Source organism: Flavobacterium araucananum (genome assembly GCF_002222055.1).
Lineage (GTDB): Bacteria > Bacteroidota > Bacteroidia > Flavobacteriales > Flavobacteriaceae > Flavobacterium > Flavobacterium araucananum.
Window position 1 is genome coordinate 70497 of sequence record NZ_MUGS01000006.1, and the last position, 19822, is coordinate 90318.

Here is a 19822-nt window from a genome sequence, read left to right on the forward strand (position 1 = left end):
CGATTAGCCAAGAATTTCACAAATTTTCGCAATTTTTTTCTTTTCTCACGGTATGAATTATACTTTGTGAAGTAAATTACTTTGTGAAAATTTGTGAAATTTGTGGCAAAAAAATAAATTTATCTTCCAAAAGAGTCATAATTATTTTCGGCATATTTTTCAAAACGTTTCAGTAAAACTATATTTTCTTTTTCGACCGTTGTCAATTCATTATTTACATTGTCTGAAACGGGGATATACCATTCTACATTATCAAAAAACTGACGTACTGTTTTAGTTTTAAAAGTAAGTCCGTGTCTGGCAAAAATGCTGTTTCTAAGAATCTCCAAATCAATTTTTTTCAGATTTTTTATATCTGATTCTTTTAATTTTTGTGTGGATGAATTTAGGGTCAAAATACTTTCTGATGCTGCTCTGTATACGGTCTCCATATAAGTCCGAGCTTCTTTATCCGTTTCTGTACCTTCTTCGCTTTCTAAATCTGTTACTTGCTCTTCTTTTGGATTTGCATAGTCAATATACATTCCTTCCTCCGGAAGCATAACATTTGGGTCATACTTAAATTCTTTTTTAGCAAGCTCAAATTTTCTTTTCGTAACTTCTTTCTTAGTGTTATTAGCTGTCCAGGTTCCAACTAAAAGAGTATCATTTTTTATTTCAAAATCAAAAATACCATCATTTTTATCATCGCCCGGTTCTTTCAGTATAAAATGAATGGTATTTCCTTCTGTAGTCATTGTGCCTGTAAGCGGTCTGCTATTGCCGGCAACAACACTTTGTCCGGTAACTTTTAAGGCTGTAATTTTCTTGATAATAATATTAATCTTGTTGATGTCATTTTCTTTTGCGGGTCTGCTGGTATCGCGTTCCAAAACAGTAAAATCGCCTACGTATGAACCGTACAAATCAGTTCTAATTTCTTTTGGCAGAGTTGCAGCGCTGTCTTTTACGGTTTTTTTATCTTTAGAATTGCAGGATAAAAGAAGTATTGATACTAATAAACAAAAAAGTTTTTTCATTTTTTTAATTGGTTATAAAGGTAATATTCAACGATTAATAAATTGGGAATCCAACCCAGCCAGGCAATAATCTGATAGACATCCATTGGTGCGGGATGAAACAAATATACTAGAATAACTTTCCAAAAACGTAATGTTATGGCAGAAAAGGTTAAGGCAAAACTTCGCAACATAAAAGCTTTATGCGCTGTAATATTTTTATTTTTTATAGCTGTAAAACCCTTAACAGTAAAGTAAAACCAGAGAATTGACAAACTCACAAAAGAGATTTTAGAGTAAAGTCCGCCGTTTGCAAAAAGGCCAATAAACAAACCCGAAGGAGCACTTAAAAACAGTACTGCCAAAACATAAAATTTTCCGATATTTCTGTGTGTTACAGGAAATTTTTTTAAAAGAACAGAACTGAATTGAAAAAATCCGGCAAGTAAAACAAAGATTGCCGTATATACATGTACATAAAATATTGGATAGTAAAACGGAATCCGGCTAATCTCGGTTTGCTTGATCTGAAGAAAAGCAACATCGCTTTTGAATGGAATATACTGACAGGTTATTTTAATCATTAAGATAAAAAAATAGCCAAAACAAATAATCCAGATGAATCGTAACGAAAGCCAAAGGTTTTTTTTCAATTTTTGATGTAGCTTTTTTTGCCCAAATATAATAAAATCCCTAACTGCTTTGCAATTAAGGATTTTTATATTTTTGAAATAGTATTTTAGAAAATTTTCTCTGTTACAGCGTATAATTCAAGTTTACACTCCACCTGTAATTTGCCTCCATATTGCCACTTGATAAATTTTGATTGATGGGCAACATTACATTTACCCCAACAGAAAATTTATCTTTTCCGGCTTCGATACCAAATTTACTAAACAATATATCACCGGCAGTATTGGGTAAATCCAGGCTGTGTTGTTTATTCGTTTGATAAACTTCGCCTGCTAATCCGGCTTGCGGAACGATCTGTACTGATTTTAAATCGAATAAATAAAAGAATGTTCCCGCATAGTTAAACTGATCGCCATATTGGTAATTTTTACTGTTTTCAGTTTTAAAAATATAGTTCATCGTTGTGTTCAAACCCAGATTTTTGTGCTTGATAATATATTCAGAGACTACAGGAAAATCCCAGCTTCCGGTTCCTAACTGAAAACTCTGATTAACGCTTCCGAGGTTATTGGCTTCTTTAAATTTTCCGGTCGGAATTTTGACACCACCACCAAGATTTATTTTATGGCTAAAAAAGGTACTGTCTTTTTTTGTTTCAAAAACAGTATACAAAGCCATCACGGTAATATCTCCTAAACCCGAAATATTTTCGGTTCCCGCAGTTAATTCCCTTTCATTAAAATGATACGGAACTAAGGCCGAAATTTGAATTTTTTCTGTAATCGGAATTCGTCCCCAAGCCTGAATTGTATTAAAGGTTTCATCAATCCAAGGCGAATTGGCAAAGATTCCGTCGCGACTTGTATAACTTTGTTTTAGGTATCTCAGACCAACAAAATTGTTGTTTAGCATCGAGCCAAAACCCATGCTTCCGCCACTTGCCGAACATCCGCAAGCATCGCAGTCAAAATCTTCCGTCATAGCCAAACGCTGAAATGTAAACGCTGAAATACTATCTTTTACGGTAAAACTAAAGGCCGAAAAACCAACCAAAAGGGCAAACATTACTATTATTTTTTTCATTTTTATTATTTTTAGGAGCTGATCCCGCTTTTCGTTACAAGCTTTTTTCAAAATCCCATTTTTCTATGTTTTTAAAAAGCTTCCGTTGGTCGCTTTATAAACCCAAGAAAAATTAGGTCTTTTTTCAAAAAGGCTTTTCACTTCAATCGGGGCTGGGACTCCGGTTTTCATTATGATTTTATTTTTGCCACAGATTAAATTGATTAAAATGATTTTTTTAAATGTGATTTCAATTTTTTAATGGGTGTTAATCTGGTTAATCTGTGGCAAAATTTTATTCTCTTTTTATTGTTTGAATTGCCTCCAGCTTTAGCTGGCGATATTTTTTGCCACAGATTACACGGATTAAAATGATTTTTTTAAAATATAATTTCAATTTTTTAATCTGTGGCAAAAAATTAATATTCTGAGAAACGTTTATCTGTTAAATACTGATTATCAGTCAATGTTTTCAGGAACGCTATTATTTGTTTTTTGTCTGTATCAGAAAGGGAGATTCCTAATTTTCCGTTCTGTTTTAATATTGGGTCCAAAGTTGGCGAAGATTCAATTCCGTTTGCATAATGATCAAGAACACCTTCCAGAGTTCCAAACCTTCCATCGTGCATATAAGGTCCTGAGACTTCTACATTTCGTAAACTTGGCACTTTAAATTTGTAATAATCGCTGGCTAACTCTGTCAATTTATAACGACCAACATCGTTTACCATTGGGTTTACGGCTAAGCCATTATTTCGAAACGAATTATCAGTCTGTAAGTCCGTCGCATGGCAAGAAGCGCATTTTGATTTGAATAAATTGTAACCCGCCAATTCATCAGTTGTCAAGGTTCCGCCGGATTCGTTGCGCCTGTATTTGTCAAATTTTGAGTTTGATGAGGTAACCATGACCATAAATTGGGAAAGTGCTTTCAGCATATTTTCGGTTGTAATTGCGCCATCGTCAAAAGCCAGTCCAAATAATTTTTGATACTCCTTGTCTGCTTTCATCATTTTCAGGATAGCATTCAGATCTCCATTCATTTCTATAATACTGGTCAACGGAATTATAGGTTGCAGGTCTAAATGATCTGCGGCTCCGTCGTACATAAATATAGGCTGGTACGCTAAGTTTTGAATCGCTGGTGTGTTTCGCGTTCCTTGTGCATCGTTTACGCCATGACTTACTGTGTGCCCGTGATGTGTAAAAGCGTTGGCTTGTATGTGACAAAAGCCACAGGATACTACTCCGTCTGAGGCTAAGCGCCCGTCATAAAAGAGTTTTTTGCCCAATTCAAATCCTTTTTCTATTGGCGGATTCAGTGCAATGTTATATGCTAAAGCAGGAAAGTTTGACGGAACGGTAAATTCTAAAGGAATATTTACATATTGGTCGTCCTGATCTGAGCAGCTCCATAACAACGGAATCATTAGCCAGAGAATATATTTTATTTTCTGCATGATTTTTTTAATTTAAAAAAGCAAAACAATATATTTTTGCCACGAATTGCGCAAATTTGCACAAATTAAAATGTGATTAAAATTTCTTTGTAGTGATTGCTCTTTGGTTCTTAGAAGTACAAAAGTTGTCGTTTAGCCCCGATTGAAGTGGAAATCCTTTTTATCCGCCGCGGCGGATAAAAAGATTGAAACGTAAAGCGGGACTTTATTTCTGGGAAACCGAAACTGTTGTGCTCCTGAAAATAAAATTAGTCGTTATGTACGTGGTCTACTTTGAACATTGTTGATAGGTTCTGGGTAATCAACGGCAAGTTTGTCCCGCTCATAATCATAGCGCCCATTCCGCCCATATTGTTGTCAGAAAGTTTGATTTTGTTTGTTCCGTCAATGATTTTAGATAAATCGATTTTGATATGAACTTCCGGAGTAATTGTAGTACGCACCAATGCTTTTGTTGGCATATCCAGCGTCACTTCAGTATAGTTGTAATCTGTTCCGGTTTTGCCGGTATGAATCATAAACGGGGTTGCCGTTGTAACGGTTGGAGAGGTAAAAGTGCCTTCGAAAGCCAGGAATTTATAACCCGCAGCCCAAGACCACATCATACCTGCTTTATCTGCCTGAGCAAGAAAATCTCCCTGACCAGAAGCGCCTAATTTCCATTGCTCTTCATCAACTCCAATTCCGTATTTTACTTTTACATAATCTCCTGCCGGAACATCTGTAAGTTCAAATTCGTGTCCGGTTGCAGAACCTTCATCGGCAATAAAGTAACTTTTGTTTTTTGGATAGGTAAAAGTAGTTCCGTCAGCTTTTGTTAAAACAACATTACTGATGATGTATTTTATAGTGCTTATTTTTAGTACTTCATTGTTTGAAGTTGTGTTGCCTTGTGTGTTTAAAATCAAATCGTTTGCGCCAAATCCGTTATCATATTCTAAGATCAGACTTCCGGTTCCTGTTGTGTCGTTTTTGTTATCGTCGCTTGAACATGAAACTAGAGATATAGAGATTGCTACAATAGAAAGTGCTTTGTATAGAGTATTTTTCATTTTATGAATTTTATATAATTGTAATTTTAAATTTGTGATGTGCGTACACCCGATTTCATTGTTCTGGAAACAACGAAAAACTCATCTCAATACGATATCGAAATGTGATTTAAAAAATTATATAAAATAGGAAGGAGGGCGAAAAGTAGCGATCGAAACCGAAACAGTTTTTGCATCCAATGAAGCAAAAAGGTTTGCTTTGGATACAATTGAAGCTACTAATTTGAATTCGTTTGGGATTGTATTCTGAATGTAAACTACTTCTGATTTTTCTTTCAGATTGTTTTGCATTTTCTTTTCATTGTCGGCGTATTTTTTTAAACTTTTCTGAAGTTCACAACGACCGTTACAAGTATTAAAAACCAGTTTGCGTTGTACACAAATGGTTTTGGTAATTTCGTCCTGATTTAATTTGAATGAGGTATAAACAAAGAAACTGCCAAATGATGGCACTAATAGCATACAGGATAGTACTATGATAAAAAACTTCTTCAAGAGTTTGATTCTTTGTTTATGATTGCAAAAGTACTGTTTATTCGTTTTAGAAATAATTTATTTTTAAGTTTTCCGAAAAAAAGTTTACAGTTTCAGTTTTCAGTCGCAGTCTGTAAACTGAAAAGTATTTTAAAAGACAAAACCCGACAGGTTTTTAAAACCTGTCGGGTTTGATATATAATTTGAAGTATCAGTCTGTAAACTGAAAACTGAGACTGAATACTGAAAAATTATTATTTAACAAGAACCCAAGCGCCAGAAGCGAGTAAAGATTCTGCTTTTTTAAATTTCATTTCTTCAGTTTTACCTGTTGCAACTTCCTGAACTGTTACGGTATCATTACGGTTGATTTTTGGCATATCTCTCACAATGGTTTCTGTAACCTGACGTTGTTGCGTTTCTCCTGCTTCGCGGTTGATGTCTTCGCTGTTTACGATTTCGTCTTTGCTTAATTTATAGTTCTCTTTTTGACGAACTTCTTTGGCTTCGTGAATTTCAGGAACGTTTTGAGCCGGCAAATCACCTTTGAACAAGAATGAGATTACCTCTTTGTTTACGTTGTCTAACATTCCTCTAAACAAATTAAAAGCTTCTAATTTGTAAATAAGCAATGGATCTTTTTGTTCGTGAACGGCTAATTGAACAGATTGTTTCAATTCATCCATTTTACGTAAATGTTTTTTCCATGCTTCATCAACGATAGACAAAGTGATGTTTTTCTCAAAATCAGCAATTAACTGAGCACCTTGGCTGTCATACGCTTTTTTCAGGTCTGTAACAACGTTCAAAGTTTTGATTCCGTCTGTAAACGGAACTACAATACGCTCAAAATGATTGTTAGGCTCTTCGTAAACTCCCTGAATGATAGGGAAAGCTTCTCTTGCGCTACGTTCTGTTTTCTCTGTATAGAAAGCTAAAGTTTCTTTATAGATTTTTCCTGTAATTTCGATATCAGCTAATTTATTGAAATCTGCTTCAGAAATTGGCGAGGTGATCGAGAAATAACGAATTAAATCAAATTCGAAGTTTTTAAAATCGTTAACCGGTTTGTTTTGACTTACGATTAATTCGCAAGTATCGTATAACATATTGGCGATATCCAGTTTTAAACGCTCACCAAATAAGGCATGACGACGACGTTTGTATACTACCTCACGTTGAGAGTTCATAACGTCATCATATTCTAATAAACGTTTACGAACACCAAAGTTGTTTTCTTCTACTTTTTTCTGAGCACGCTCGATAGATTTAGTCATCATAGAATGTTGGATAACTTCACCTTCCTGAAGTCCCATTCTGTCCATCACTTTTGCAACTCTTTCAGAACCAAATAAACGCATTAGGTTGTCTTCAAGAGAAACGTAAAACTGAGAACTTCCCGGATCTCCCTGACGTCCTGCACGACCACGTAACTGTCTGTCTACACGACGAGAATCATGACGTTCTGTGCCAACGATTGCTAAACCTCCGGCAGCTTTTACTTCTGGAGATAATTTAATATCGGTACCACGACCCGCCATATTTGTTGCAATAGTTACAACTCCGGCTTTTCCTGCTTCTTCTACAATTTGTGCCTCTTGTTTGTGCATTTTAGCATTCAAAACGTTATGGGTAACGCCTCTCATTTTTAACATTCGGCTTAATAATTCTGAAATCTCTACAGAAGTTGTTCCAATCAATACCGGTCTTCCTGCATTTGATAATTCTGTTACATCCTCAATTACAGCGTTAAATTTCTCACGTGTAGTTTTGTAGATGTAATCTTCTTTGTCTTGTCTTGAAATAGCACGGTTGGTTGGGATTTCGACAACATCTAATTTATAAATCTGCCATAACTCTCCAGCTTCTGTAACCGCTGTACCTGTCATACCACCTAATTTGCTGTACATTCTAAAATAATTTTGTAATGTTACAGTTGCAAAAGTTTGTGTAGCAGCTTCGATTTTTACGTTTTCTTTTGCTTCGATCGCCTGGTGTAACCCGTCAGAATAACGACGACCATCCATGATACGACCTGTTTGCTCATCGACAATCATAATTTTGTTGTCCATGATCACGTATTCTACATCTTTTTCAAAAAGAGCATACGCTTTTAAAAGTTGGGTAAGGGTATGGATACGCTCGCTTTTTACTCCAAAATCCTGGAATAATCTTTCTTTGGCTTCTGCTTCACCATCTTTATCCAATTTTTGTTTTTCGATTGCTGCAATTTCAGTTCCAATATCCGGAAGTACGAAAAAGTCAGGATCAGTATCTCCGGATAAGTATTGGATACCGTTATCAGTCAATTCTACCTGATTGTTTTTTTCTTCAATTACAAAATACAAAGCTTCATCAACTTTATGCATTTCGCGATTGTTATCCTGCATGTATTGATTTTCGGTTTTTTGAAGCAATTGTTTGATTCCTTCTTCACTCAAAAATTTAATTAATGCTTTATTTTTAGGCAAACTTCTGTAAGCTCTCAATAATAAGAAACCACCTTCTTTGGTGTTTCCTTCTTTGATTAGTCTTTTAGATTCGGCTAAGAAACCATTTGCTAACTGACGTTGAAGACTTACTAAGTTTTCGATTTTTGGTTTCAGTTCATTAAATTCATGACGGTCTCCTTGTGGCACTGGTCCTGAAATAATAAGAGGTGTTCTTGCATCATCAATCAATACAGAATCGACCTCATCGACAATAGCATAATTATGTTTTCTTTGTACTAAATCGCCTGGCGAATGTGCCATGTTATCTCTTAAGTAGTCAAAACCAAATTCGTTGTTGGTTCCGTAAGTGATATCAGCGTCGTATGCTTTTTTTCTTTGTTCTGTACTTGGTTGGTGATTATCGATACAATCAACGGTTAAACCGTGAAATTCGAATAAAGGCGCTTTCCAGGTACTATCACGTTTTGCTAAATAATCATTCACCGTTACTAAGTGAACCCCGTTTCCGGTTAAAGCGTTTAAGTATAACGGAAGTGTGGCTACAAGAGTTTTACCTTCACCTGTTTGCATTTCGGCAACTTTACCTTCATGCAAAACCATACCACCAATTAACTGAACATCGTAATGAATCATGTCCCAGGTAATTTCTTTACCGGCAGCATTCCATTTGTTGGCCCAAACCGCTTTATCACCGTCAATAGTAATATATGTTTTTGAAGCCGAAAATTCACGATCTTTAGGTGTAGCCGTAACTTCGATAAAAGAATTGTCCTTAAAACGACGTGCTGTTTCTTTAACAACAGAAAAAGCTTCCGGAAGAATTTCCAATAAAGTTTTTTCGGATATTTCGTATGCTTCTTTTTCAAGAGAATCGATAGCATCATAAAGATCTTCTCTTTTGTCGATGTCTTCGATGTTTTCTACTTCGGCTTTAAGCGAAGCAATTTTAGCATCTTTGTCAGCTCTTGCTTCTTTTATTTGTTCTTTAAAATATGCGGTTCTGCCTCTCAATTCGTCGTGAGACAAACTCATTAAGCTGGTTTCGAATGTTTTAATTTTATTTAAATAAGGCTGTAAAGCTTTGACATCTTTCTGTGATTTATCACCTACAAAGACTTTTATAATACTGTTTATGAAACTCATGATTTATTGTATTTCTATTTTATGTAAATGTGTATTTGAACCAAAAAAAAAGCCTCGGTGATGAGACTTTTTCTTTGGTTTATTTTTTAATATTCATCCTCGTTCCAAAGATAATCTTCGTCTGTTGGATAATCAGGCCAAATTTCTTCCATTGATTCATATATCTCTCCTTCGTCTTCGATTGACTGAAGGTTTTCTACTACTTCTAATGGAGCACCAGCTCTAATGGCGTAGTCTATAAGTTCATCTTTGTTAGCAGGCCATGGCGCATCACTTAAATAAGATGCTAATTCTAATGTCCAATACATCTGTTATCTGTTTAGTTTGTGCAAAAATAAATTTTTTACTGAAAAAGACAAGTAAAATTTGATTTATTTTAATAAAATTTAAGAACGTCTCTATTTAGTATTCAGTTTTCAGTGCCAGTTTTCAGTCTTAAAAGCTGAAATTTGTTACTGATTGCTGTGTTTTTTCGTATTCAGTTTTTAGTACTGGCTTGCAGTCTGAAAACTGAAAACTGCGACTGTTTACTTTCGTGGAATCCATTTCACTTCATCCGCTTTTAAGTCTGACGACAACTTCCGTGCCAAGACAAAAAGGTAGTCAGAAAGTCGGTTTAAGTACATAATTGCGATCTCAGGAACGTGTTCATTATGGCTTAAATGTACTGCCAAACGCTCTGCACGGCGACAAATACAGCGTGCGATATGACAATGTGACACGGTTGGATGTCCTCCCGGTAAAACAAAATGAGTCATTTGCGGAAGACTTTCTTCCATTTTATCAATTTCGTTTTCTAATAATTCAATATCTGTATCAATGATTCCGAGGTTTTTTAATCGAAGTTCTCCGTTTTTTAAGACTTCTTTTTCTGCGGGAGTAGCCAGAATAGCACCAACGGTAAAAAGGCGATCCTGAATTTCGATTAAAATAGTTTTATAATGCGAATCCATTTCCTGATCCCGAATAAGTCCTATGTAAGAGTTTAATTCGTCGACAGTTCCGTAACTGTCAATCCTGATATGATCTTTGGGAACACGGGTACCACCAAAAAGAGCCGTTGTTCCTTTGTCTCCTGTTTTTGTATATACTTTCATTGTTATTGTAGATTGTAGATTTTTGATTTTAGATTGAAAAATTAAAGTTCAGAAATTAGATTTAGAAAATAATCTATAATCTACAATCAGAAATCTAAAATGAAAAATAATCTAAAATCAGCAATCTAAAATTATTTAGTAGTGTCGCTTTCTATCAAGCCATCGCGCAAACGAATTACACGATGTGCATAAGCAGCAATATCTTCTTCGTGGGTTACCAGAATTACCGTGTTTCCTTGTGCGTGAATATCTCCAAAAAGCTTCATGATTTCTACTGAGGTTTTACTGTCTAAGTTTCCGGTTGGTTCATCGGCAAGAATAATCGAAGGCTTATTTACTAAGGCGCGGGCAATGGCAACACGCTGGCGTTGTCCTCCGGAAAGTTGATTAGGCTGGTGATCCATTCTATCGGCAAGATTTACCTGGCTTAGAACTTCGACGGCACGCTCATTACGTTCAGATTTCGAATGTCCGGCATAAATCATTGGTAATGCAACATTGTCTAAGGCAGTAGTTCGGGGTAAAAGATTGAAGGTTTGAAATACGAATCCGATTTCTTTGTTTCGAATTCCGGCTAATTCATCATCTTTCATTTGACTTACATCTTTTCCGTTTAAAACGTAATGTCCTGAAGTTGGTGTGTCCAGACAACCAAGCAAATTCATTAAAGTTGATTTTCCCGATCCTGAAGGTCCCATTAAAGCGACATATTCGCCTTTGTTGATTTCTAGATCTATACCTTTTAAAACATAAACAATTTCGTTACCTAAAACAAAATCTCGTTTGATGTTTGTTATTTTAATTAATGGATTTGCCATTTCGATTTACAATTTTGGATTTAAAAGTACAAAACACTTTTCAATAAACGATAAGTAGCCTGAAATTGATTTTTGTTACAGAAGTGGCTGTGTTTAAGGAATCACTTTTGCCTTATTACTGTTTTTATATAAATTATCCTTTGGTTGTAATTATTCTTACCACATAGAAACATAGATTTAATACTCTCAAAAAAGGCGTTTCCCTTATTTTAAACACACAGAGACTGCTATGTATTAGAAGCATGTTTCTTTATATACACATAAAACCTATGTTTCTATGTGTTATTTTTTTTTATTAATTACACCCAACGGGTTATAAATTATAAATTAATCATAGCAAATGATGTTATATGATTTTGAGTTATTTTTGTATAATTGCCATTTTTTTCTGTTTTTGTTGAATTATAATGTTTTATATATTGTAAAAGTGATAATTATGTAAAATTAAACACTGTTTTACGACTTATATTTGTTATCTAATCTTAAATAATCAGAATTATGAAAAACATACCATTATTATCAGGAATCGCATTAATTGCATTAGGTTTTACATCGTGTAAAGACGAAAAACAAGAAAAAGCTCAAAAAACGATCGACTCTTATGTAACCTACGTCGATTCAGTTAAAAATGTTAAAGCAGATGATTTGAAAACAGATTGGAAAGATGTTGAAGCTGTATATGACAGAAAAGCTGCCGAAGCTCAAATGGCACTTACAGATATAAAAGACAATAGTGCTGCAACCGAAAAAATCAATGCGAGTAAGATTAAATACGAAGAATTTAAAAAAGAAATGACCGCCGTTTTTGCCCCTCCTGCTCCAAGCCCACAACAACAATTAAGAAATTCCTTATTTGGTGAAGGAAAAATTGGTGAGGATATGAATTTTGATTGGGTTAATGCTAAAAATATCCATAGTGTCTACCAACAATTTGTTCATACTGTAGAGAATAATAAAGATAAATATTCCCGTGAAGACTGGGATAAAATTAAAATCATGTATGAAGCCCTTGACAGCCGAAAAAACACGGTTGAAAAAGAAGGTCTTACCTCTGAAGACAATAGAAAAATTGCTGGTCTAAAATTTAAATTTGCTCCAATGTATACGCTTAACAGAATGGGAGCAAAATCTGAAGAAAATAAAGAAGCTAAAAAATAATTTTTAGTAAATTGAATTAGTACAAAAAAAGACAATCAGCGATGATTGTCTTTTTTTTGTACGCTTTAGAGAAGCGAAATATTTATAGCAAAGAATAAAAGTTTAGAACATAAAGCTCCAGAGGAGCGGGATATATTAAGACTGTAGAAAAATATGCCGCTCCTCTGGAGCTTTTTTAATTGTTTTATTGTAATTCTATAAATATCTCACCCCGTTGGGGTTTTTACAGATAAAAATAAATATTATAAATATTCCGTCCAGCAAAAAACGGTTATTCTTAAATAGCTTTTTTTATGACGAGAGCATTTGCTCGATTATTTGCTAATTAGTTTTTCAAGCTTTGCCATCATTTCATCTTTCTCTTTCAGCATACGCTCATATAGTGCGATTTTTTCTTCATGCAATTGAATAATCTTTTCAATTGGATTGTAGTTATTAATTACTAATCCAGTTGCGTGATCATGGGCATTGAACGTACTTGCAATAACATTTACCGCCTGCTCTTCATCAAAATTTTGAAAAGCTTCAACAGGAATTTTCAAAGAATTGGATATTTGTCTTAGTAGATTATCTTCAATTACATCTTTCTGTTCCAGCATAGAAATTTTTTTCTGGTTCCAGTCTTCTCCCAAATCATAAGCCAATGCTTCTTGTTTGACGCCAAGCATTTCTCTGAAGCGTTTTACGTTTCTTCCTTGATGAATTTTCTGTTCCATAATGAGTGTCGTTTTTTTTATGTTCTGATAATGAAATGTATCTCGTCCTGAAAGTTATTTGTTAATTAGTTTTTCAAGCTTTGCCATCATTTCGTCTTTCTCTTTCAGCATACGCTCAAATAAAGCAATTTTTTCTTCATGAAGTTTTATTACTTGTTCAATAGGGTTGAAGTTGACTGTAGGATAATTCCCGACGCAAGCATTGTCTCCAAAAGTATTCGAAATAACATTCACTGCTATTTCCTCATCAAAATTTTGAAAGGCTTCAACAGGAATTTTCAAAGAATTAGAGATTTGTTTAAGCAGATTGTCTTCAATAGTTTCTTTTTGTTCGAGCATAGAAATTTTTTTCTGGTTCCAGTCTTCTCCCAAATCATAAGCCAATGCTTCCTGTTTAATGCCAAGCATTTCTCTGAAACGTTTTACGTTTCTTCCTTGATGAATTTTCTGTTCCATAATGAGTGTCGTTTTTCTAAAAGTTCAAAGATAAAGCTATCTGTACTAAAAAGTGTGAATTTCAAAGATAAAAAAACATCTTAGAAAACGTCTGTTTTTGTCAGAGATTATGTCCTAATTACAAAATGTTCCTTTTCCTGTTCGTATCTAAAAAAGACAAATCCCCATTGAAAAGTATCAATTGTTACCGTAACTTTTGGATGGTTTTTTATGATTTCCCAAGTTTCTTCCATTTCTAAAGACCAATGAATATCATCAAAAACCCAAACAGAATCATTGGAAATCGTTGGTAATAAAAGATCAAAATAGGCTAAAGTGGCTTTTTTAGAATGATTGCCATCAAAATATATTAAATCGAAGTTTTCAGTCTCGGCTTTCAGACTCAGTTGAATATCCTCGAGATAACTTTCGAATTCGGTAATTACCGGATCAACATTATTGTAGTCAAATTTATTTAATTGATTTTTTGCGACATTTGCGGTTTGCGGGCAACCTTCGAGTGTAATCACTTTTGCATTTGTGTTTCCTAAAGCTAGGGCAGAAGTGGCTAATCCCAATGAAGTTCCAATCTCTAGAATAGTATTGGGTTGAAAATAATTCGTTACCCGAAATAATAATTCGGCTCGTTTTGGAGAAATTCCTGCTGTCGATGCAATTTTAGAAATCTGTCTTCTATTTGATTTAAAAACTTTTGAACCGGCACCAAAATCAGTTACCTCGATGAAGTTTTTGTTTTCGAGAAGTGATTTTCGATACTTTTTCAGGATCGAATATTCGGGTTTTGGTTTCTTGTCGTAAAAACATTTTGTCAATAAATTAAAAACAAATGGCGAATGTACTCCATGTTCGTTTTTGGAATCCCAAAGGAATTTTAAATAAGATTTAATTTGAAATAGCATATAAATGTTTAACAAGTAGGCGCGAAGATACAAAAAAGTCGAAAGTCGTAAAGTCGAAAGTTTTAAAGCTATAAAACGATACTTTACGACTTTTGACTTTGAACTTTATGACTTTTAAAAAGAGTATATTTGCGCTTTAAGCAAAAGAAAAACGTTTTATAATGTTGAAGGAAGAAGTTGAAAGTAAGAGTGTAATAACCTCGGAAGAAATTAATCGATGCATTGCTGTTTTGGCACAATTGAATACGAATACAGATCAAATATTTGATATTCCGAAAGAACAACGAATCGCTTTAATCAAAGAAGCAGGAATGTTTTCGCGTCCTGATCGTGATGAATTTTCGAGAAGGGTTAAGGATGGAATGCAAGCTGCCAAACGCAAAAAAGAAAAAAAGGATAAAACGGCAAGAAAAGAAACCGGAATTCGTCATGCGCGTGAGGCTAGTATATTTGTTGCGCCAAAATTACTTGCTCTAAATGATCTTGCTCAAAAAGAAGCATTAGAACTCGAAACTCCGCGAAATTGTTACGTTTGCAAAACCGAATTTACCAAAATGCATCATTTTTATGATACAATGTGTACAGATTGCGGTGATTTTAATTATGCCAAACGCTTTCAGACGGCCAATGTAAAAGGACAGATTGCTATAATTACAGGTTCCCGTTTAAAAATTGGGTATCATATTACCCTAATGCTTTTGCGTGGTGGAGCTACTGTTATTGCTACAACCCGTTTTCCGGTAGATTCGGCTTTGCGTTTTGCCAAAGAAGAAGATTTTATGGAATGGGGACATCGCTTAAAAATTCATGGTTTAGATTTAAGACATATCCCGAGTGTGGAGATCTTTTGCAATTTTATTGAACAAAAATACGAGCGTCTGGATATTCTGATTAATAATGCGGCTCAAACGGTGAGACGTCCGGCAGGTTTTTATTCCCATCTAATGGAGAATGAAGAATTGCCAATAAGTGCCTTACCTAAACAAGCGCAGGAATTATTATTAGATCATATTAATTGTCTGGATGAACTGAAGATCCTGACAACGGGAGCTTCTTCAAACGAAAATATGCCGGTAACCTGGCACGGACCTGAACCAGGAATAGGTTTGCGCGCTTCGGCACAATTATCTCAAATTCCGTATTCTTTTGATAATGCATTGGTAGCGAACGAAGTTTTTCCGGAAGGAGAACTCGATGCAGATTTGCAACAAGTTGATTTGCGAAAAACCAATAGTTGGCGTTTGCGTTTAGGTCAGATCGAAACGACCGAAATGATCGAAGTACAGTTGGTCAATTCTGTTGCGCCTTTTGTGCTGTGCAACCGCCTTTCGGAAGTAATGAAAAAAGACAATACGGGGCAAAAACATATTATAAATGTTTCGGCTATGGAAGGGAAGTTTCATCGTTTCTTTAAAGAAGATCGTCATCCTCATACCAATATGGCAAAAGCAGCCTTGAATATGTTAACACATACTTCGTCCGGAACTTTGGCAAAACATGGTATTTTTATGAATGCTGTCGATACAGGCTGGGTTACTGATGAAGATCCTGCGGAACTGGCAAAAAAGAAACAGGAATTAGAAGATTTTCAACCACCATTGGATATCGTAGATGGCGCAGCACGTGTTATGGATCCTTTATTTGACGGAATTAATACCGGAAAACATTGGTGCGGAAAATTCCTGAAAGATTATAACCCGATTCCTTGGTAGAACCTAGTTTTTAGTCACGGTCACAGTTATTTGCCAAATAAATAGAAAAAGAAAACACGAATTTCACTAATNNATTAGTGAAATTCGTGTTTTAAACAAATCAATTAACGGTAAATATTTTGTCCTTTATTGGCTCTCCATATTTGTTCAAAATATTCAGCATCTTCTTTATTACGAGTGTGAACTCCTAATACAACATGACCATCTTTGATTCCGTCTTCATAAACTTTTGCTCGGTCTTCCGGAATTCCGGATCCTACAAGCGCCCCAATTAATCCTCCAGTAATTCCTCCGGCACCAGCGCCAGCTAATCCTGCGGCAAGCGGACCAGCAATAATTAATCCTAATCCCGGAATAACCAGACTTGTTCCTAAAGCAGCGATAACGCCCACAATAGCACCAATTGTTCCTCCTATGGCAGACCCTGTTCCAGCAGTTTCTGCTGCTTTTGTCCCTAATTCTGAATGATCATCTTTATCTGAGTAATGTTTTTTTCTTGTTTCATCTGACATTATAAGATTGATTTCATCTTTTGTGTAACCTCTTTCGTTTAAAGTGCTATAAGCTCTTTCGATACTATCACGATCTGAAAACATTCCAGTCAATACTTCACGTTTAGTTCCATCAGGATTATGTAAATTTTCCATTTTATATATTGTTTAAATGTGAATTCATTTTCACTCTAACAAAGCTCGTTAAATAGATTAATTATCATTTACACAATTTATTACAATCATTACATAATGAAATTCTTGTTTTTTACAAAAATAAAAAACCACAACAAATTTAATTTTGTTGTGGTTCGTTTTATTGAAATTATAAGTATTGTTATTTGTTGACTTTGATTAGCTTAACATCAAAGATCAGTACAGAACCTCCGGGAATACCATTGTAATCAAAACTTCCGTAACCTAGATGAGAAGGAACCAGTAGAATTCCGCTTCCGCCTTCTTTAAAATAGGTAATACCTTCTGTCCATCCTTTTATTACTTGGTTTAAGCCAAAAGAAAGTCCTGCTTCACTACTTTGATCAAATGTTTTTCAGTTGGTATAATATCCTTTATAGGCTACTGTAACATTTGAAGTTGATGAAGGTTGCGCTCCTGTTCCGGGCTCGTTAATTACATAATACAAACCAGAGTCGCTTTTTACAGCAGCTAATTTGTTTTTAGCAATATAATCGGTAATTTCTTTTTCGTTTTCAACAGTATAATCTGTTTTTTGAGGGACTGTGTTCTTTTCTTTATCACTATTGCAAGAGATAAATAGCGTTAAAGCCAGTAATGAAGTTAAAAGGTATTTCATGATGTGTATTTTTTATAAGGGCTTGATATAAATAAAATAGTTTTCAGTCACAGTCGTAGTTTTCAGTCTCGATATCATATTCTAGAGCTAAAAACTAAAATTACCCTTCAATCTTAGCAGAAAGCTCAAACCAACGTTCTTCTTTCTGGTCTATTTTATTGATGATGTTTTGCAATTCATTTGCTTTCTTTTCGATGTCAGCATCAGGAACTTTTCCGTCAGAGAATAATTGTTCTATTTTAGTTTTATCGATTTCTAAATCTTTAATTTCTCTTTCTAGTTTCTGATATTCTTTTTGTTCGTTGAAAGTTAGATTTCCGGTTGGATTATTTTGTTTCCAGTCTTTCTTTTCGGCTTTGTTCTCTTCTTTTTGAGCCACATCGGCACTATCTTCATAAGCTCTGAAATCAGAATAATTTCCTGGGAAGTTTTCGATTTCACCTTTACCTCTAAAAATAAATAAGTGATCAACAATTTTATCCATAAAATAACGGTCGTGAGAAACCACCAATAAACATCCGGGATAATCTAAAAGAAAACTTTCCAGAACGTTTAGCGTTACAATATCTAAATCGTTTGTTGGCTCATCGAGAATTAAAAAGTTAGGATTCTGAATTAAAACGGTACATAAATACAAGCGTTTTAATTCTCCACCGCTTAATTTTTCGACGAAATCATATTGTTTTTTCGCATCAAAAAGAAAACGCTCCAGCAGTTGCGAAGCCGAAATCATACGGCCTTTTGCCAACGGTATAAATTCTCCGTATTCTTTGATAATATCAATAACTCTTTGTCCTGGTTTTGGATTGATTCCGGACTGTGTATAATAACCAATTTTTATTGTTTCACCTTTTACGACACGACCACTATCTAAAGGAAGTGTCCCGGTAAGAAGATTTAAGAAAGTAGATTTTCCTGTTCCGTTTTTACCAATAATTCCGATACGTTCTCCACGTTGAAAATCGAAACTAAAGTTATCCAGAATAACGTGATCTTTAAATTTTTTTGAAATTTTGTGAAGCTCGATAATTTTGCTTCCCATACGTTCCATATTAATTTCAAGCTCGACTTTGTTTTCACGACGACGACTTTGTGCTTTTTCTTTAATTACATAAAAATCATCCTGACGTGATTTAGATTTTGTCGTTCTCGCTTTAGGCTGGCGGCGCATCCATTCTAACTCTTTGGTAAATAGATTTTTTGCTTTGTCGACACTAGCATTTTCAGAGGTAATTCGTTCTTCTTTTTTTTCTAAATAATACGAGTAATTTCCTTTGTATTGGTATAATTTTCCGTTGTCAAGTTCTATTATTTCGTTACAAACACGTTCTAAAAAGAAACGGTCGTGTGTTACCATAAACAAGGTAATATTTTCTTTGGCAAAATAACTTTCAAGCCATTCGATCATTTCAAGATCTAAGTGGTTGGTAGGCTCATCAAGAATCAATAAATCAGGACGATTGATTAAGATAATGGCCAATGAAAGACGCTTTTTTTGTCCTCCTGAAAGATTTTTTACTTTAAGTTTAAAATCTTCCAGCTTTAATTTGAATAGGATTTGTTTGTATTGTGTTTCAAAATCCCACGCATTATGTTGGTCCATTCCGTCAAAAGCTTTTTGATATGCTTCTTCGTCATCAGGATTCTCAAGTGCTTTTTCGTATTTTTCTATAACTTTTAAAGTCTCATTATCTGAGGCAAAAATGCTTTCTTCGATAGTCAGCTCTTCCTGCAAGTTATTGTTTTGTGACAGAAATGACATTTTAATACCTTTTCTTAAAACTACCTGACCGGTATCCGGCTCGTCTAAACCGTTAATAATGCTCATAATGGTTGTTTTTCCAGAACCATTTTTGGCAATAAAAGCAATTTTTTGGTCTTTATTAATTCCAAAAGAGATGTTGTCAAAAAGTGTTTTTTCGCCAAACGATTTGGATATGTTTTCTACAGATAGGTAATTCATGGGAATTTGTAACTGAAAATCAGTTTTTTATTATTTTAAAATACGCAACTCAACTAGCCTATAAATTTTATAGAGGTTTCTAAAAAAGTTGCCGCAAAGATAGCTTTTTGCTGCAAACAAAAAAAGTGCCTTTTAGGCGATTTGTTTTAGGAGGTTTTTAAGCAAACAAATCTGATTTGTTTGTTCTAATAACCGTGCAAAAACTTCTGGATTTATTTTATTATGATGTTTTAAAATAGACATAATATAAATATTTTATAAGTTTTTACTTATTTATTTGTATAAATTAACAGTATTTAGTTTTAAATGTTCTTATATTCGTTTTTCATTGCTTCAATACGAAGCGATTACGGGTTTCAAATTTCATATAAATCATTTGATGATGCTATGAGATTTAAGAAATAAGATTGGAGATAATAAGAA

At 34.5% G+C, this 19822-nt stretch carries 17 protein-coding genes and 1 pseudogene; 2 read left to right on the plus strand and 16 right to left on the minus strand.

All coding sequences use genetic code 11. The annotated features are described in order from the left end of the window. Window positions 1-119: 119 nt before the first annotated feature. From B0A64_RS06000 to B0A64_RS06045, 10 genes are all read right to left on the minus strand, one after another. Window positions 120-1019 carry a YARHG domain-containing protein gene (locus B0A64_RS06000; protein WP_089478621.1) on the minus strand — a complete coding sequence of 300 codons (900 nt, stop codon included), beginning with the start codon at window positions 1017-1019 and terminating at the stop codon, window positions 120-122. Next, window positions 1016-1651: a DUF2306 domain-containing protein gene (locus tag B0A64_RS06005; RefSeq protein WP_244285357.1), complete on the minus strand. Its 636-nt coding sequence runs from the start codon at window positions 1649-1651 to the stop codon at window positions 1016-1018. The genes B0A64_RS06000 and B0A64_RS06005 overlap by 4 nt, the downstream gene beginning before the upstream one ends. A gap of 103 nt (window positions 1652-1754) precedes the next feature. Beyond that, window positions 1755-2714: a transporter family protein gene (locus tag B0A64_RS06010; protein WP_089478770.1), complete on the minus strand. Its 960-nt coding sequence runs from the start codon at window positions 2712-2714 to the stop codon at window positions 1755-1757. Between the two features lie 398 nt (window positions 2715-3112). After that, window positions 3113-4153 carry a cytochrome-c peroxidase gene (locus B0A64_RS06015; RefSeq protein WP_089478623.1) on the minus strand — a complete coding sequence of 347 codons (1041 nt, stop codon included), beginning with the start codon at window positions 4151-4153 and terminating at the stop codon, window positions 3113-3115. A 248-nt stretch (window positions 4154-4401) separates the two neighbouring features. Continuing rightward, window positions 4402-5205 (minus strand): MbnP family protein, encoded by an 804-nt coding sequence (locus B0A64_RS06020; protein ID WP_089478624.1) that lies wholly within the window; start codon window positions 5203-5205, stop codon window positions 4402-4404. A gap of 117 nt (window positions 5206-5322) precedes the next feature. Beyond that, window positions 5323-5700 (minus strand): hypothetical protein, encoded by a 378-nt coding sequence (locus B0A64_RS06025; RefSeq protein ID WP_244285358.1) that lies wholly within the window; start codon window positions 5698-5700, stop codon window positions 5323-5325. Between the two features lie 233 nt (window positions 5701-5933). After that, entirely contained in the window at window positions 5934-9275 is a 3342-nt protein-coding gene (gene secA / locus B0A64_RS06030; protein ID WP_089478626.1) for a preprotein translocase subunit SecA, read from the minus strand. Window positions 9276-9361: 86 nt separating this feature from the next. Next, window positions 9362-9583 carry a DUF2795 domain-containing protein gene (locus B0A64_RS06035; protein WP_007138072.1) on the minus strand — a complete coding sequence of 74 codons (222 nt, stop codon included), beginning with the start codon at window positions 9581-9583 and terminating at the stop codon, window positions 9362-9364. 219 nt (window positions 9584-9802) lie between these two features. After that, window positions 9803-10372 carry a cob(I)yrinic acid a,c-diamide adenosyltransferase gene (locus tag B0A64_RS06040; RefSeq protein ID WP_089478627.1) on the minus strand — a complete coding sequence of 190 codons (570 nt, stop codon included), beginning with the start codon at window positions 10370-10372 and terminating at the stop codon, window positions 9803-9805. Between the two features lie 131 nt (window positions 10373-10503). Further along, the gene (locus B0A64_RS06045; RefSeq protein ID WP_089478628.1) at window positions 10504-11190 is read right to left on the minus strand and encodes an ABC transporter ATP-binding protein; all 687 of its coding nucleotides are present in this window, start codon (window positions 11188-11190) and stop codon (window positions 10504-10506) included. A gap of 498 nt (window positions 11191-11688) precedes the next feature. On the opposite strand from B0A64_RS06045, the gene B0A64_RS06050 reads away from it, so the two are divergent. After that, window positions 11689-12348, plus strand: a complete 660-nt coding sequence (locus B0A64_RS06050; protein ID WP_089478629.1) for a DUF6565 domain-containing protein — start codon at window positions 11689-11691, stop codon at window positions 12346-12348. A gap of 314 nt (window positions 12349-12662) precedes the next feature. Here B0A64_RS06050 and B0A64_RS06055 read toward each other — a convergent pair whose 3' ends face one another. The 3 genes from B0A64_RS06055 to B0A64_RS06065 all read right to left on the minus strand — a co-directional run bounded on the left by B0A64_RS06055 (window position 12663) and on the right by B0A64_RS06065 (window position 14419). After that, window positions 12663-13064: a helix-turn-helix domain-containing protein gene (locus tag B0A64_RS06055; protein ID WP_089478630.1), complete on the minus strand. Its 402-nt coding sequence runs from the start codon at window positions 13062-13064 to the stop codon at window positions 12663-12665. Between the two features lie 54 nt (window positions 13065-13118). Next, window positions 13119-13520 (minus strand): helix-turn-helix domain-containing protein, encoded by a 402-nt coding sequence (locus B0A64_RS06060; RefSeq protein ID WP_089478631.1) that lies wholly within the window; start codon window positions 13518-13520, stop codon window positions 13119-13121. Window positions 13521-13627: 107 nt separating this feature from the next. Next, window positions 13628-14419 (minus strand): O-methyltransferase, encoded by a 792-nt coding sequence (locus B0A64_RS06065; protein ID WP_089478632.1) that lies wholly within the window; start codon window positions 14417-14419, stop codon window positions 13628-13630. A gap of 161 nt (window positions 14420-14580) precedes the next feature. On the opposite strand from B0A64_RS06065, the gene B0A64_RS06070 reads away from it, so the two are divergent. Further along, window positions 14581-16131 (plus strand): SDR family oxidoreductase, encoded by a 1551-nt coding sequence (locus B0A64_RS06070; RefSeq protein WP_089478633.1) that lies wholly within the window; start codon window positions 14581-14583, stop codon window positions 16129-16131. A gap of 104 nt (window positions 16132-16235) precedes the next feature. Here B0A64_RS06070 and B0A64_RS06075 read toward each other — a convergent pair whose 3' ends face one another. The 3 genes and pseudogenes from B0A64_RS06075 to B0A64_RS06085 all read right to left on the minus strand — a co-directional run bounded on the left by B0A64_RS06075 (window position 16236) and on the right by B0A64_RS06085 (window position 19399). After that, the gene (locus B0A64_RS06075; protein ID WP_089478634.1) at window positions 16236-16778 is read right to left on the minus strand and encodes a hypothetical protein; all 543 of its coding nucleotides are present in this window, start codon (window positions 16776-16778) and stop codon (window positions 16236-16238) included. A 181-nt stretch (window positions 16779-16959) separates the two neighbouring features. Beyond that, a pseudogene (locus tag B0A64_RS06080) lies at window positions 16960-17436 on the minus strand (FKBP-type peptidyl-prolyl cis-trans isomerase). Between the two features lie 100 nt (window positions 17437-17536). Then, the gene (locus tag B0A64_RS06085) at window positions 17537-19399 is read right to left on the minus strand and encodes an ABC-F family ATP-binding cassette domain-containing protein (protein WP_089478635.1); all 1863 of its coding nucleotides are present in this window, start codon (window positions 19397-19399) and stop codon (window positions 17537-17539) included. Between the last annotated feature and the right edge of the window lie 423 nt (window positions 19400-19822).